The sequence below is a fragment of the Pseudomonas sp. D47 genome (assembly GCF_045447305.1).
Classification (GTDB): Bacteria; Pseudomonadota; Gammaproteobacteria; order Pseudomonadales; family Pseudomonadaceae; genus Aquipseudomonas.
This window is the reverse complement of the sequence record NZ_JBJGXU010000012.1, coordinates 48560-63600: the sequence shown is the minus strand read 5'-3', so window position 1 is coordinate 63600 and position 15041 is coordinate 48560. Positions and strand designations below refer to the sequence as shown.

Genomic DNA, 15041 nt, shown 5'->3' with positions numbered 1-15041 from the left:
TGATTAATGCGCAATCACCGCCTCCGCTTCAATCTCGATCAACCACTGCGGCAACGACAACCCGCTGACGATGATCCATGAAGACGGCGGCGGGTTGTGCGGGAAACGCTGGCGAAGGGCTTGCGCGATCGGCTCCTGCTGATCACGCGCAGGCTCGGCGATGTACAGCCGCAGCATGATCACATGGGCCAGATCGCCGCCGACCTCGGCCAGCACCTTTTCGATATTGTCTAACGCGGTGGCGGTTTGCTCGGCGATACCAGGCCCGACGGTTCGCTCTTCGGCATCCACACCCACCTGGCCGGAAAGCAGGATGCGCCGACCATCAGGCACTTCGATAGCCTGGCTGAAGCCGTATTGCAGGGAGTTGAATACCGTTGTGGGGTTGATGACCTTACGTTGCATGACGAGTCCTTGTTGTCGGTGGGAAAACAAGGCTAACCCATAGGCTTTGCTCAATCTGACGGTTCAACATCCAGCAACATTTTGGCAGAACTGTGTCGGGCGTATACCGTCGCTGAATAGAGCGGTGGTCCCTTGTGGGAGCGAGTTTAACTGCCAGCACCGCAGTGCTCTAGTTTGCTGTGGGAGCTGGCTTGCCTGCGATGCAGACACCTCGGTCTATCAGCGAGACACCGTTGATGCCATCGCAGCGGTGCGGCGGCGTTGGGTCACCCGCCAGACCTTATTGCCCACGTCATCCGCCACCAGCAGCGCGCCCTGTGCGTCCAGGGTCACTCCCAGTGGCCGACTTTGAGCTTCACCTGCGGCGTTGAGAACACCAGTCAGGAAGTCGATGGGCGTGCCAGCGGGTTGCGGTTCTACGAACCGTGCTCACCGACAAACACACCATTGGCAAACGCCGCCGGCATGCCACACGCATCGGAGAAGGTCAGGCCGGCACCGCCATCGGTGGCGCTTTCAGGCATCGGCGGGCGATTGCTTTCGGCGACCAATACATCGCCACTGGGCAGGTGTAGACCCCGCTCGGGTGATCGCGATTGTCGGCCAGGGCTGTGCCCTACGCCACCCGCCACACAGACTACTCTTACACAGGTTTCGGATTTCATCCGACCAACTGGTTAACAGCTCTGTCATACGCTGCCACACGGCGCCAGTCCTGAAGAGTGTGAGGTGTCACAGGCAGTACTCAAGATTAGACAGTGCCAATGGCCAACATTGAAGCAACCCAATATAAGGATACGACCCCATGATTCGTTTTGTTCGTAACACTCTTCAAACCACACTGTTCACCGCAGGGCTGCTGCTTGGTACCAACGCAGCATTCGCACAAACGCCGGCGCCTGATGCTCAAGCCGCCACCCAGAGACAAACACTGCAGGCTGAAATAACGCGCGAGGGTCTTAAACGCTTTACTGCACCAGGTTACAAACCCGGCCGCGTCGAACATATCGTGCTGTTTCGCTATAAAGATACGGTCACCGACAAACAAAAAGCCGAGGTCAAAAAACGTTTTCTGGCGCTTGAACAGATCGCCAAGCGGTCAGGCAAGCGTTACATCACATCCATCATCACCGGCAAACAGAACAGCGGCGAAGGTGTAGACCATGGGTTTGAACAAGCCTTCGTGGTGCGCTTCAAGTCCGAGGGTGATCGAAATTATTATGTGGGGGCGCCGATTGTAGAGGACGCGAAGTACTACGACCCTAAGCATGCCGAATTCAAAACGTTTGTCGGCCCACTGCTTGCCGAAGGCCAACAGGGCGTACTGGTCTTCGACTTTGCCGCTGACAAGCACTGATCGGCGCGCGCAGACAGGGGTGGATGAGACACTAGATCGAGCGTGTTCGCTGGCCTGGCATTAATTCCCCATCGCCAAGCTATGGGGCGAAAACCCTGCAAACTGCCACCTCAACGCCAATGCCGCCGGGCGGCGCACCATATGTTCAACGGTCACCGTCCACAACCGCTGCGCGCCCTCAAACGCCGCCACTTCGGGGCCGCTGAGGATCAGTGAGGTGCGCCCGGCAATCTGCAGCACGTCGCCCGACTCGAAATCGATAAACAACAACCCCGCCACCGGGTTCGCCGACAGGTTGCCCAAGGTATTGAAGAACAGGTTGCCGGCGAAGTCAGGGATGGTCAGCACGTTGCCGTCGACGCGCACAAAACCGGTATTGCCGCCGCGATGGGAGACGTCTACTGAACGTTGGCCTTGCACGTCAACGAAGCTTGCGACGAAGAAGGTGTCGGCGTTTCGGATCATGGCCTGTGCCGTATCATCCAGACTGTTGGAACGCTCGGCAAGGGTGCCGGGTTTACGCGCAATCGCATCGACCGGGCGCAGTTGGATGTACTTGGGGCAGTTGCCGAACGTGTGCACCACGTCGACCGAGAAACCCTCGTGATCGAGGCGGCCGATGCGGCCATTCATGCGGTTGCGGCGCCGGGTGTTGAGGTCGATGCCCAGCAGGCCCACAGACCCGCCACTGAGTATTGCAGGCAGCGCCGGGTCACCCTTGGACGGCATGCTGTCGACCTGTAACGTCTGTGGATCCGGGGAATGGGCAAACCCCGGCGCGCCTTCCAGCAGTGTCGCCCACGGGATGCCCTGTGCATCCACCGCACCGAGCACCAGATAAGGCAGCAACGGATAAAAATCCCGATGCTGTTCCGGCAAATGATCACGGATCACCTTGGGCCCAACCACTGCCATGCGCTCGGCAACGCCGGCACTTTCCTGCATCTGCCGTTCACCGGCATGCCAGGGGGATTGTTCGATCAGGTTCATGGCGATCACCTCATAGTGGATGGGCCCAGGCTAAGCTCAGCCACCCATCGAGAGAATACCCACGCCAGGCAATCCACTATTACGCCAACTGAAATGCCGGATGTTCACGCAGCGCCGCCACGCAGTGGTCGACAAAACTGCGCACGCGCATCGGCGCATTGCGGCCCTCGCGGTAGACCACGTGCACCGGCAACGGCGGCCCTTCAAAGGCTGGCAACACGCGGCGCAATTGGCCGCTCACCCGATGTTCGTGAACCGGGTAGCTCAGGCAGCGAATCAACCCTGCACCGTGCACGGCCGCATTGATCGTGCCTTGCACCGTGGCACAACTCAGGCGCGCGCGGGTCTTGAGTGAATAACCTTGAAAGTCCCAGTGCACCCGATCGGCGTTGGCGATCAGGTGGTGGCGCTTGAGGTCATCGGGGTGCATCGGCTCACCATGAGTGGCGAGGTAGCCGGGGCTGGCGCAAAGGATAGGCCGCACCTGCCCCACCGACCGGGCGATCAGCGACGAACTGGGCAGTTCGCCCACCAGTACCGCCACGTCCAGCCCCTCTTCGTGCAGGTTGGGGTAATAGTCGTGATAGCGGGCGACGAGACGCACGTCAGGGTAAAGGTCCATGTAAGCCGCCAACACCGGCGCCATCACGTAGCGGCTGAACAGCACCGGCAAAAATACCTGCAGATTGCCCTGGGGCTGCACGTGCAAGCCCTTGGCCGAGGCCTCGGCGGCGTCCACGGCGGCCAGTAGGCGCACACAGTCGGTCATGTAGGCGTTGCCCGCCTCGGTCAGGCTCACACCCTGCGTCGTACGCAGCAGCAAAGGCACGTGCAGGCGCGCTTCCAGGCGGGCAATCGCGCGGGCCAAAGTCGGGCCAGAGACCTGCGCATAACGCGCCGCCGAAGCCAGGCTGGGTTGCCCGGCAAGCGCCGCAAACAGCTGCATGTCGCGATAACGTTCCATTAGGCGCGCCGCTCCATCAGCCGCGCTGCTTCATCGCCGGGTTCAGGGCCGCGTCCTGCCCGAGGCGATGGGTGAGGAAGTCGACAAAGGTGTGGACCTTGGCCGGTACGCGGCCGCTCTTGAGGAACACCACCTGGATCGGTAGCGGCGCCGGTTCAAAATCCTCCAGCACGATCTCCAGCTCCCCTGCCGCCACCGAAGCCGCGACCTGGTAGGACAGCACCCGCGTCACGCCCCAACCCAGCCGCGCCACGTTAATCGCGGCATTGTTCGCCGTGACTACCAAACGCGGTTCGATGGGCACCGTCAGCGGCTGGCCGCCGTCGACAAACCGCCATTCACTCACCAACTGGCTGGAGGACGGGGTGACGACCTTCGCTTCACGCAGCTGCTCAGGCCGCGACGGGCGCCCGTGCTGGTCGAGATAACCGGGCGCGGCGCACACCACTCGGCGCACTTCGCCGACCTTGATCGCCTGCTGCCCCGGTTCCTGCAAATGGCCGATACGCACGGCCACGTCGACGCCTTCATCGGTCATGTTGACCACGCGGTCGACCAGCAAGGCGTTGATATTCACCAGGGGAAAGCGGTCCAGGTAATCGCCCAGCACTGGCGCCACATACAGCTCGCCGAACAGCACCGGCGCGGTCACCGTCAAGTGCCCACAGGGGATGGAATAACTGCCTGCCGCGGCTTCTTCAGCTTCATCCAATTCGGCGAGGATACGCCGACAATCTTCCAGGTAACGCTGACCGGCCTCGGTCAAGTGCAAGCTGCGGGTGGTGCGTGCCAGCAGTTGAGTGCCGATGCGTTGTTCCATGGCGGCGATGGCCCGGGTCACGCTCGGCGGCGAAGTGTTCAGGCGGCGCGCAGCAGCGGCGAAGCCCTCCTCCTCGGCCACCGCGAGAAACACCTGCATTTCATGAAATCGGTCCATCGGCGTTCACTCTAATAGCTACAGGGTATTCACATTACTGTGCTTGCAGGCCAACGGCCGTGCGCGGCATGCCCACGAAGCCCGGCAATGCTTCAATGCTGGTAAGCCAGGCGCGCACTTGAGGGTAGTCGGCCAGTGACACATTGCCTTCCGGCGCGTGGGCCACGTAGGTGTAAAAGGCGATATCGGCAATGCTCGGGTGTTCGCTGGCCAGGAAGCGGCTTTGGCTCAGTTGCTGCTCCACCAACTTCAACAGGGCGTGAGAGTGGTTGATCGCGGTGACGGTATCAACATCGGCGCCAAACACCACGGCCAGTCGCGCCGCAGCCGGCCCAGCGTGAAGTTGCCCGGCAGCGGCCGACAGCCAGCGCTGCACGCATGCTTGGCCGACAGGATCGGTCGGCAGCCACTGGCCGTTGCCATAGGTGTTCGCCAGGTAGACTAGGATCGCATTGGAATCGGCCAATACGGTGCCGTTGTCGTCAATCACGGGCACCTGGCCAAAGCTGTTGAGGCTGGCGATAAAATCCTGGGATTTCTGGGCGCCTTGCTTGAGGTCCACCAAGATAAATTCCTTGGGCAAGCCCAACAACGACAGCATCAGCTCAACCCGATGAGAGTGGCCGGACAGCGGGAAACCATAGAGTTTGATCGCAGGCTGAGACATGAAAGGCTCCAAAGGTGGGGGATCGAGGCCTGGCATAGTCTACCGCCGCCCTGATCGATGGAATCACCAGGATTTACAATCCAGTATTTCACCGGGTGAAACAATCATTCGCCAAATAATTCCACGATCAGATTAAACAACGTGGTTTTCACTGCGCTGTCCAACTCAGTCCAGGCCAGCCCGGTGCTGGCCTGATACGCCCCCAGTTCCAAGTGCCGCGACACACAATTGGCCGGCAATGCCCGCGCCGCTTGCTGCGGCAACACTCCAACGCCCAGCCCTGCCGAGACCAGCGCAAGCATGGTGGTGAACTCGCCCAGTTCCGAGGCGATGTCCAGGGCGATGCCCAACGCGTGGATAAACTCGTCGTAAAACCCCGGCGCGTAACGCCGCGCGAGGATGTACACCGGCACGTTGAGCAAATCCGTGGGCTGGAGTGTTTCCTGGGCCGCCAAGGGATGATCGATGGGCAAGGCCACGCAAAAGCTTTCGCGCAATACGGCGCGGGTCTGCACGCCAGGGTGCGCGGCGGGCAGGCGCATCAGGCCGAAATCCAGCTGGCCGTTTTTCAAGGCCGCGGCTTGATCGGGGCCGGGCATGTCCTTGAGCTCCAGTTCGATACGCGGGTAGCGCTGGTGCACCGCGCGGATCAACGCCGGCAACAGCTGCGGCAGCACCGAAGACACAAACCCCAGGCGCACCCGGCCGATTTCGCCACGGCTGGACGCCCGCGCCGCATCCGCCGCCCGCGCAGCCTGGTGCAACGTGGCCTGGGCTTCAGGCAGGAACGCGCGCCCCGCTTCAGTCAGCGTCACCGAGTGGCGATTGCGATCCAGCAGGCGCACACCCAGGCCACTTTCCAGCAACTTGATCTGCATGCTCAGCGCCGGTTGCACGATCGACAGCTGCACCGCCGCGCGGCCGAAATGCAGCTCCTGGGCGAGCACCACAAAGGCGCGCAAGTGCTTTAGCTCCATAAAGCCTTCCTGGTTATCACAGAATTTGATCACTCAATCATAAATGAACATTGGACCTGCAGCCCTCGCTGGAGTGAAGTGAAGCCCATCCAAGCAACCCTAAAACGGTTTTGCTTATAACACTAAGCACGCCAGGAGAGCCGCCTCATGCACAGCGTTTTAGACACCTTCCGCCTCGATGGCCGGCTCGCGCTGGTCACCGGTTCCAGCGCCGGTATCGGCCTGGCGATTGCCCGTGGCCTGGCGCAGGCCGGTGCGCGGGTGGTGCTTAACGGGCGCAACCGCAGCACCTTGCGCGATGCAGCGGCCACGCTGACGTTGGAGGGCCTGGAGGTGCACACCCAGGCGTTTGACGTGACCGACAGCGCGGCGACCCAGGCCGCTGTGGCCGATATCGAAGCGCGCCTGGGGCCACTGGAAATCCTCGTCAACAATGCTGGCATGCAACGCCGTGGCCCGCTGGAAGACTACAGCGAGCAGCACTGGCGCGAGCTGATCAGCACCAACCTCGACAGCGCATTCTTCGTTGGCCAGGCCGTGGCACGGGTGATGATCCCGCGCAAACGTGGGCGCATCATCAATATCTGCTCGGTGCAAAGTGAATTGGGGCGCCCGGGGATCGCGCCGTATGCGGCGAGCAAAGGCGCGTTAAAAATGCTCACCAAGGGCATGGCCATCGATTGGGGCCCGCATGGGTTAACGATCAACGGCATCGGCCCTGGCTATTTCAAGACCGAACTCAACGCCAACCTGGTGGCCAACCCCGCGTTCAGCGACTGGCTGGAGCAACGCACGCCAAGCCGCCGTTGGGGCGACGTGGCCGAGTTGGCCGGCGCTGCCGTCTTCCTGGCCAGCGACGCCGCCAGCTTCGTCAACGGTCATATTCTGTACGTCGACGGTGGTATTACCGCGTCGCTGTAACCCGGAGAGCCTTATGCACGCTATCGTTTGTCATGCCTCAAAAGACCTGCGGGTCGATCCCCTGGACGAACCGCAAACCCTCGCCCCCGACCAACTGCGCGTACGCATCGCCCGTGGCGGTATCTGCGGTTCGGATTTGCACTACTACCAGCACGGCGGTTTCGGCACCGTGCGCCTGCGCGAGCCGATGGTGCTCGGCCATGAAGTGTCGGCGGTGATCGACGCCGTGGGCAGCGAGGCCGGGTTGTTCAAGGCTGGCCAGCGCATTGCGGTGTCGCCATCACGCCCGTGCGGCGGTTGCCGGTATTGCCACCAGGGCCTTCCGAATCATTGCCTGAACATGCGTTTCTACGGCAGCGCTATGCCCTTTCCGCATATCCAGGGCGCGTTTCGCCAGAGCTTGGTGATCGAGACCCATCAGGCCCATCGACTGGCCGACCACGTCAGCCTCGCCGAGGGTGCACTGGCCGAGCCCTTGTCAGTGGGCTTGCACGCGATTCAACGTGCCGGCGCGGTGTTCGGCAAACGCGTGTTGGTGACCGGCTGCGGCCCCATCGGCAACCTGCTGATTGGCAGCCTGCGCGCCGCCGGTGCCGGTGAAATCGTGGCCGTGGACCTGTCCGCCAGCGCCCTCGCCTGCGCCGAAAAAATGGGCGCCACACGCACTCACAACCTTGCCGACGGCGCCGATGCGCTTAAGCGCTACAGCGCCGAAAAGGGCTACTTCGACGTGATGTTCGAAGTCTCCGGCAGCGCCCAGGCCCTGCGCAACGGCCTGGAATGCATCGCCCCACGTGGCGTCCTGGTGACGGTGGGCTTGGGCGGTGATGTGTCGTTGCCGTTGAATCTGCTGGTCAGCCGCGAGATTGATATGCGTGGCACGTTCCGCTTCCATTCGGAGTTTGCCCAGGCGGTGGACTTGCTCAATCGTCAGATCGTGGATGTGCGCCCGGTGATCTCCCATACCGTGCCGTTTGGCGAGGCGGTCAAGGCGTTTGAGTTGGCGGCGGATAAGACTCAGGCGATGAAAGTGGTGCTGGATTTTGGTGTGGCGGATTTGGATTGAAGCCTTCCCGCTAAACCCTGTGGGAGCTGTCGAGCTTTAGCGAGGCTGCGATAACAGTGGTTCAGTCAACTTATTCGGCGACTGATACACCGCTATCGCAGGCAAGCCAGCTCCCACATTTGAGCTGAGTTGGCTGCTCTGTCAGCGTTCTTCGAGACGATCGCGCAAAAACCGGTGGCTCGTAGAAAACAGCCGCCGGTACGTGAGCAGCACCGCTCCCACCGTACCCAACGCCGACGACGCGGCAATCAGAAACATGATCACGATCTGATACCGCACTGCGTCCACCGGGCTCTCCCCCGCCAGCACCTGGCCGGTCATCATGCCGGGCAGGCTGACGATGCCGACCACGGTCATCTGGTTCAACGTGGGGATCATCCCGGCGCGCACCGCCTGGCGAATCGCTTCCTGGGCGGCTTCCCAGCGTGAACCGCCGAGCGCCAGGATCATCTCGATGGTATTTCGCCCGGAGGTCAGTTCCTGGGTCATGCGCTCAATCCCCAAGGACACACCGGTCAGGGTGTTGCCAAGGATCATCCCCAAAATCGGAATCGCATATTGCGGCTCGTACCACGGGTGGATGCGGATCACCGCAAACAAACCCACCGCCGTGACCAGCCACGAGCTGCCCCACACCGACAGGATGCTGTCGACCCGTTGCCCGCGATAGGTCCTGCGCCCACGTCCGGCCGCCGACAGGCCGGCGATCAAGGTCATTGCGCACATCAGCGGCAGCACCACGTACCAGTACGCGAACTCGAACACCCAGCCCAGCAGATAACCGATGGCCAACAGTTGCACCACAGTGCGCACCGCCGCCCACAGCAATTGTCGACCAAGGCCCAGGCGCAACAGCAATGACAGCGCGCCGTTGATCAGGATCAGCGAGGCAGCGATGCCCATGTCCAGCGCGGTGAGGTTTTGATAGTTCATGGCTGTGCCGCTCCACTCAGCACGCCCGCGCTCATGTGCAGGTGGATGGCGCTCATGCGTTGGGCCTGGTCGAGGTCGTGGGACACCCAGATGAAAGCGCGCGAGTTATCGCCGGCAAACCAGGCGTCGATCAGCGCTTCCACATCACGCGATGACGTGGGATCGAGGGCGGCAGTAGGTTCATCGAGCAACAGCACTTCGGGGTTCAGTTGCAAGGTGCGAATCAACGAGACCACCTGGGACTCACCGCCCGACAAGTCACCGGCGTTTTTCTGCAGAAACTCCGGGGCTTTACCGGCATGCTCCAACAGCGTGGTGACGGCCTGCAAATCGAAGCTGCGCTTGCGCAGGGTCTTGAGGCTGAAGGGAAAACGCAGGTTGTCTTCCACGGTGCCCTCAAGCAGCGCCGGGCGTTGCGACAAGTAGCTGATGTGGCTGCGGTAGTGGGGAATCTCTGCATTGGCGATTGGTTGGCCATTCCACAAAATCTGCCCGGCGCTGGGCACATCCAGCAGCGCCAGCGCGCGCAGGAACACGCTTTTACCCGAGCCGGAGGAGCCGGTGATCGACACGCGGTCGGCGCGGTTCAGGGTGAAATCCGTGGGGTGGAGCAAGGCCACTTGGCGGCGCTCATCCCGGCGCGTGAGGGCGCGGGTTTCTATCAGTGCGCTCATGGACGCGGTGTTCCTCTTAAATCCTGTTGGCGCAATGGTGCGGCAGGTGCACGAAGATTTCATGAAAAAATTCAAACTATCGCCCTTCATGTCGTTCACACCTTCACGTGCAACGTAAAACAGGAGGCGACATGCTCTACCGACAACTGGGCCATTCGGGCCTGCTGGTATCCGAAATCATCCTGGGCACCGTGCCCTTCGGCGGTCGCGCCGAATTCGAAAAATGCGGTTCGGTGGGCGTGCCCCAGGCCAAGCGCATGTTCGACATCGCGTTCGACGCCGGGGTAAATATGGTCGACACCGCCGACCTCTACTCCCACGGCCTGGCCGAAGAAGTGGTGGGAAAAGCCTTGGGCGACAAGCGCCACGACATCCTGCTGGCCACCAAGGGCCGTAGCCCCGTGGACAACAACCCGAATAACTCCGGCTCCTCGCGTTACCACCTGATCCGCGCCTGCGAAGCCAGTTTGAAGCGCCTGGGCACCGACCACATCGACCTCTACCAATTGCACAACTGGGACGGCCTGACGCCGATCGAGGAAACCCTCGAAGCGCTGCGGCTGTTAGTTGGCTCGGGCAAGATTCGCTACTTCGGCACCAGCAACTTCACCGCCTGGCAGATGATGAAAACCCTGGGCAAGGCTGAGCTTCACGGCATGCTCAAACCCATCACCCAGCAGATTTACTACACGCCCGAATCCCGCGAGGCCGAGTACGAATTGCTGCCGCTGGCGCTCGACCAGTCCATCGGCACGCTGGTGTGGGGCCCGATGGGCGAAGGCCTGCTGACCGGCTCGACCCGGCGCGGGCACAAGCCACCGGCCAATACCCGCCAGGGCAGCGGCTGGCCGGAACCCTATGTACATGACCAGGAACGTGCGCTGGACATCATCGAAACCCTCGCCGCCGTGGGCGATGAGCATGGCGTGTCGGTCGCGCGCACGTGCCTGGCGTGGCTCAAGGATCGCCCGGGCATTACCTCGCTGATCGTCGGCGCTCGCACCGAAGAACACCTGCGCGACAACCTCGCGGCGACCGAACTGAAACTCACAGAAGAACAGTCTTCACGTATCGAAGCGGTGACCCGTCGCCAGCCGTTGTATCCATACTGGCATCGTTTTACCGCCGGGATTGACCGCTTTGACCCGGCGGAGCAACCGTTCCTGGCTGAGCATCAAAAGACCATGGATGCCAGAACAGATAAGTAAGGGACTATACATAGCTAAATGTGGGAGCTGGCTTGCCTGCTCCCACAGAAAAGCCAAGCACTGCTGTGCTGCCAGCCGAACTCGCTCCCACACTTCCAGGGTTGCACTGAACGCCAATGCTGCCTATATTTCCCGCCTGGCGCTCTCTACGCCACCTTCCGCGGAAAGGGCTGCGCCCAAGACACTCAAGCTCTACCTCATTTCTACGACTCCCAACCTTAAAGCGGAAAAGGTCAGTGCAAGGAGATCGTATGTCGCAACGCCCTCTATCCTCCAACACCGATGGCCGTCTCAACCTTGAGCAGCAGCGCAAGCGCGCCAAGGAACTGTTGCCGCGCCTGAAAAGCCAAGACCCCAACGCGACCTTGTCCCAGGCTCAATGGCAGGTCGCCAAGCAACTCGGTTTCAGCAGCTGGCCCAAGCTCAAGGCGCATGTCGACGCCCTCGACTTCGCCGCCCGCCACCCCGCGTTTGATGCCAGCGATGAAGCCCGTACCACCCACTGGCGCTGCGGCAATGACATTGCCCACAGCCTGCAAGTGGCGGGGTTCAAAGGCCAGTTCCAGATGCTCGCAGACCCGCTGTGCATGGGGCCGGTGCGCGACTTGCCCAGCGAAGCATTCCGCGTGATGCGCAGCGCGTTTATCAGCCAGGCCTTTGCCCTGGACCCCACTGAAGTCGCGCGACGTGTCAAGGATGAATACCACCAGCTTGAAGCCTTGGCCAACACCGACCACAGCGTGCTGTGGTGCGAGGCGGATGCCTATGACCAACTGTTCCTGATCCGTGCGCTGGCCGGGCTTGAGCAGGCACCGCGCAAGCTGGAGCTGATCGAGGTTGATCGCATTCCCGGCGTCGAGCGGTTTATCGGTATCGGCCAACTGGCCCCCGACGTGCTGGCGTGGCTATGGCCGCAGCGCCGGTTGATCGACGATTCGGCGGTGCAACTGGCCAAACAGGCGTGGTCGGCGTACTGCGCCAGCTCACCGGTTGGGCTGGCGGAACTGGCCCACAGCACGCAGCCTTCCCTGCCCTTTCTCGCACCGACATTACGTCGCCAATTGCAGGAGCTACCCGGTCTCCACGATGGCCTGTCCCTCACCGAACGCTTGTCGCTGAGGTACATCGCCGAGGCCGGGCCGGTGCCCTTCGGCAGGGTGTTTGCCGAGTTGATGGGCAAGCGCGAGCCGCTGCCGTTCCTGGGCGACATGATGTTCCATGCGCTGTTGCGGCCGTTGATCGAGGCTGAGCAGCCGTTGCTGATCGAGACCGGCACCGAGCACGAATGGCCGCGCCGCGCTCTGACGTTAACGCCACTGGGGCACGCCGTGCTGAACGGCGACGCCTCTTGGCTGGACCACGCCAGCCACGAGCGTTGGGTCGGCGGGGTCTGCTTGCGGCCAAGGCAACCCCATTGGACGCTGGGCGACGACCACCTGCCCGTCTGGCGTGGCTGATGCTGCGCCATAGCGCTCAGCGCTTGGGCGACAACCCGACCGCACACGCTATCACCGCCGGGTCGCCCTGGTAGAGGCCGCGCGGCGCCGTCGACAGGTGGCTGACGCGGCTGTCGACGGCGCGCAGTGTCGGCCGCTCGACCGGTGGCAGGCTATGGTCCGGGTCGACAATCTCCATGCAGCGGCGCAGGGAGTTGAAGTCCGGCGATTGTGACAACGACAGGTGCAGGGTCTGGCTCACCGATACCGACACCACCGAACTCTGCGCGCATTGCCCGTCATAGATCAGCGTGTGGCGAATCAGCGGGTTGTCGTGGCAGTACTTCAACAGGTTGACCTGCCGCGAGTGCACCAGCGCGGTGTTGATAATCAACAGGTCAAACGCTACGCCGTCCACGCGTGTCAACGCCTGCAGCTCGTCGAACGAGCTCAAGGGGGCGATGCGGTAATAGCCCAACTGGTTGAGCATTTTCTCAATCTTGATCCGTTGCAGCAGGTCTGCATCGGCAATCAGAAGGCGTAACGCTTTATTGGACATAGGGTAAACCTGACAGGTGGGCATCCGCGTCGATCATTCAACGCTGAACACGTTACCCGTCAGGGGTGAAACCTGACTTTAAGGCGATTCTGAAACGGCAACTGGGTACACCTGCCCACTTTTAAGAATCGCCTGAAAGCCCTCGCCCCACCCGCCCCCTACCATGGGCTGCGTTCCCACACGCTCCCATGGAATCCATCCTTGCTCATGTTTCTACTCAGAATGGTGATTTTAGCCTGCGGGCTGCTGGCCCTGGCACCGCCGCCTGCCAGCGCCGCGCTGAAGATCGAAGGTACGCGCCTGATCTATTTTGGCCAGGACAAGGCAGCCAACATCGGCGTGGTCAACCAGGCATCCCGTGAGGTGGTGGTGCAAACCTGGATCACCAGCGAGGCCGACGCTGGCGACCGCACCGTGCCGTTTGCCGCCACCGAGCCGCTGGTGCAACTGGGTGCCGGCGAGCATCACCAGTTGCGCATTCTGTATGCCGGTGAAGGCTTGCCCACCGATCGTGAATCGCTGTTCTGGCTGAATATCATGGAAATCCCGCTCAAGCCCGAAGACCCCAACAGCGTGCAATTTGCGATACGCCAGCGGCTCAAGCTGTTCTATCGGCCGCCCGCGCTCCAAGGTGGCTCGGCTGAAGCGGTGCAGCAGTTGGTGTGGAGCAGCGGCGACGGGCGCACCGTCACGGTCCGTAACCCCAGCGCGTTTCACCTGTCGCTGGTGAACCTGCAAACCGACAACGAGGTGCTCAGCGATTACCTGCTGCTCAAGCCGTACGAGAGCAAAACCCTGACCGTGCCAAGCCCCTTGCCCAAGGGCACCACCCTCCATTTCACCGAAATCACCGATATCGGTTTGCAGGCCCGCCATCGCGCGGCACTCAACTGATGATTCGCGGGGTATTTACACCAATGTCACTGACCAAACGCTTTTTACCCATGCTGCTGTGGGCCTGCGCGGTCCTGCCCGCGACCAGCCACGCACTGGCCTGCCGTGAAGACGGCACCGGCTCGATCATTACCCAAGAGGCACTAGGCACCGCGCTGGCGGTAGCTGCCGATGCACCCAACGGCAGCATCATCTGGGAGTCCGGCCCGCGCTCCACCAATGTGATCTGCAAGGACGACTACAAAGTCGGCCGCGAAGAAGTGTACTTCTACGTCAACCCGGGCAACGTCAGCATCGGAACGGGTATCCGCGTGGGCATTCGTTATAACAACCAGCCGATTACGCAAAGTACCGGCAAGGTCGGCACCGGTTTTTTTTCCGACCGCGGCTGCACCTCCAACTGCATCGGCTGGGACAAGGCGCGCTTCACGCTCAACTTCAGCGTGTACATCGAGAAGTACGACCCCACGCCACCCAGCGGCCAGGCCAGTACCCTGACCTCGTACCGCGTGTTCCAGCTCGACGGCGTGCGCGGGCTCAACTCACGGCCCAACAGCAACTTTAACTACGTGGTCACCGGCATGAACGGCATCCGCTTCGTGCCCTGCACGCCCGAGCTGACCATCACCCCCAGCGTGGTCAACTTCCCTATGCCCTCGCGTAAGTTTTCAATCGGTGAAGTCGCCAGCACCGCGAACTTCAGCCTGAACCTGCGCAAGGGTTGCGACACGCCCTACACCGTCAGCGCACGCTTCGCCACCACGCCGGGCGGCGGCAGCGTGATTAACGGCTTGCTGGTGCCGGATAACAACAAATCGGTGGGCATCTCGTTGTCCCGCGCCGAGAGCCAGCAACCGTTACCGTTCAACAACTGGTTCACCCTGCAGGAGCTGATGGGCCTGGGCCAGAGCCACGATGAATTTCGTGCTGACCTGAAGTGGCGCACCCTGCCGATTCCCGGCGCATTCGACGCCGCGGTGGTGGTGGATATGTACTACAAGTAGCGGGTTTTTAAGGATCGTCTTATGCCACGCGCAAAGGTCGACGCTTAAA

The 15041-nt window shown here is 61.7% G+C and carries 16 protein-coding genes and 1 pseudogene; 7 read left to right on the top strand and 10 right to left on the bottom strand.

Translation table 11 applies throughout. The features are described from left to right. Positions 1–3: 3 nt before the first annotated feature. Both ACI77I_RS11060 and ACI77I_RS11055 read right to left on the bottom strand, forming a co-directional pair. Positions 4–405 carry a RidA family protein gene (locus ACI77I_RS11060; protein ID WP_094951534.1) on the bottom strand — a complete coding sequence of 134 codons (402 nt, stop codon included), beginning with the start codon at positions 403–405 and terminating at the stop codon, positions 4–6. A gap of 219 nt (positions 406–624) precedes the next feature. Beyond that, positions 625–899: pseudogene (locus ACI77I_RS11055) on the bottom strand (hypothetical protein); the annotation flags it as partial. A gap of 311 nt (positions 900–1210) precedes the next feature. Between ACI77I_RS11055 and ACI77I_RS11050 the strand changes: the two are divergent. Continuing rightward, on the top strand, positions 1211–1762 hold the full coding sequence (locus ACI77I_RS11050; RefSeq protein WP_094951533.1) for a Dabb family protein: 552 nt from the start codon (positions 1211–1213) through the stop codon (positions 1760–1762). A gap of 60 nt (positions 1763–1822) precedes the next feature. Here the strand turns inward: ACI77I_RS11050 and ACI77I_RS11045 are convergent, their stop codons facing one another. The 5 genes from ACI77I_RS11045 to ACI77I_RS11025 form a co-directional block, all read right to left on the bottom strand. After that, positions 1823–2752 carry a pyridoxamine 5'-phosphate oxidase family protein gene (locus ACI77I_RS11045; protein WP_406997492.1) on the bottom strand — a complete coding sequence of 310 codons (930 nt, stop codon included), beginning with the start codon at positions 2750–2752 and terminating at the stop codon, positions 1823–1825. Between the two features lie 79 nt (positions 2753–2831). Then, a complete protein-coding gene (locus ACI77I_RS11040; RefSeq protein WP_406997491.1) occupies positions 2832–3716 on the bottom strand; it encodes a LysR family transcriptional regulator in 885 nt (294 codons plus the stop codon). Positions 3717–3732: 16 nt separating this feature from the next. Continuing rightward, entirely contained in the window at positions 3733–4653 is a 921-nt protein-coding gene (locus ACI77I_RS11035; RefSeq protein WP_242150936.1) for a LysR family transcriptional regulator, read from the bottom strand. Positions 4654–4687: 34 nt separating this feature from the next. After that, positions 4688–5320: a glutathione S-transferase family protein gene (locus ACI77I_RS11030; RefSeq protein WP_094951529.1), complete on the bottom strand. Its 633-nt coding sequence runs from the start codon at positions 5318–5320 to the stop codon at positions 4688–4690. A 104-nt stretch (positions 5321–5424) separates the two neighbouring features. After that, positions 5425–6297 carry a LysR family transcriptional regulator gene (locus ACI77I_RS11025; RefSeq protein WP_406997490.1) on the bottom strand — a complete coding sequence of 291 codons (873 nt, stop codon included), beginning with the start codon at positions 6295–6297 and terminating at the stop codon, positions 5425–5427. A 147-nt stretch (positions 6298–6444) separates the two neighbouring features. Between ACI77I_RS11025 and ACI77I_RS11020 the strand changes: the two genes are divergently transcribed. Then, positions 6445–7218, top strand: a complete 774-nt coding sequence (locus tag ACI77I_RS11020; RefSeq protein ID WP_242150945.1) for a glucose 1-dehydrogenase — start codon at positions 6445–6447, stop codon at positions 7216–7218. A 13-nt stretch (positions 7219–7231) separates the two neighbouring features. Next, on the top strand, positions 7232–8284 hold the full coding sequence (locus ACI77I_RS11015) for an L-idonate 5-dehydrogenase (protein ID WP_406997489.1): 1053 nt from the start codon (positions 7232–7234) through the stop codon (positions 8282–8284). Between the two features lie 141 nt (positions 8285–8425). Here ACI77I_RS11015 and ACI77I_RS11010 read toward each other — a convergent pair whose 3' ends face one another. Next, positions 8426–9217: an ABC transporter permease gene (locus ACI77I_RS11010; protein WP_094951525.1), complete on the bottom strand. Its 792-nt coding sequence runs from the start codon at positions 9215–9217 to the stop codon at positions 8426–8428. Beyond that, positions 9214–9891: an ATP-binding cassette domain-containing protein gene (locus ACI77I_RS11005; RefSeq protein ID WP_406997488.1), complete on the bottom strand. Its 678-nt coding sequence runs from the start codon at positions 9889–9891 to the stop codon at positions 9214–9216. The genes ACI77I_RS11010 and ACI77I_RS11005 overlap by 4 nt, the downstream gene beginning before the upstream one ends. A 131-nt stretch (positions 9892–10022) precedes the next feature. Here ACI77I_RS11005 and ACI77I_RS11000 point away from each other — a divergent pair, with 131 nt between their 5' ends. Beyond that, positions 10023–11099, top strand: a complete 1077-nt coding sequence (locus ACI77I_RS11000) for an aldo/keto reductase (RefSeq protein ID WP_263273570.1) — start codon at positions 10023–10025, stop codon at positions 11097–11099. Positions 11100–11350: 251 nt separating this feature from the next. Then, positions 11351–12556 (top strand): DUF1835 domain-containing protein, encoded by a 1206-nt coding sequence (locus ACI77I_RS10995; RefSeq protein WP_406997487.1) that lies wholly within the window; start codon positions 11351–11353, stop codon positions 12554–12556. Positions 12557–12572: 16 nt separating this feature from the next. Here ACI77I_RS10995 and ACI77I_RS10990 read toward each other — a convergent pair whose 3' ends face one another. Then, entirely contained in the window at positions 12573–13094 is a 522-nt protein-coding gene (locus tag ACI77I_RS10990) for a chemotaxis protein CheY (RefSeq protein ID WP_242150954.1), read from the bottom strand. Between the two features lie 207 nt (positions 13095–13301). Here ACI77I_RS10990 and ACI77I_RS10985 point away from each other — a divergent pair, with 207 nt between their 5' ends. After that, positions 13302–13988 (top strand): molecular chaperone, encoded by a 687-nt coding sequence (locus ACI77I_RS10985; RefSeq protein WP_263273572.1) that lies wholly within the window; start codon positions 13302–13304, stop codon positions 13986–13988. Positions 13989–14011: 23 nt separating this feature from the next. Next, positions 14012–14992, top strand: coding sequence for a fimbrial protein (locus tag ACI77I_RS10980; RefSeq protein WP_242150960.1), 981 nt, complete (start codon positions 14012–14014; stop codon positions 14990–14992). The last annotated feature ends 49 nt before the right edge of the window (positions 14993–15041 follow it).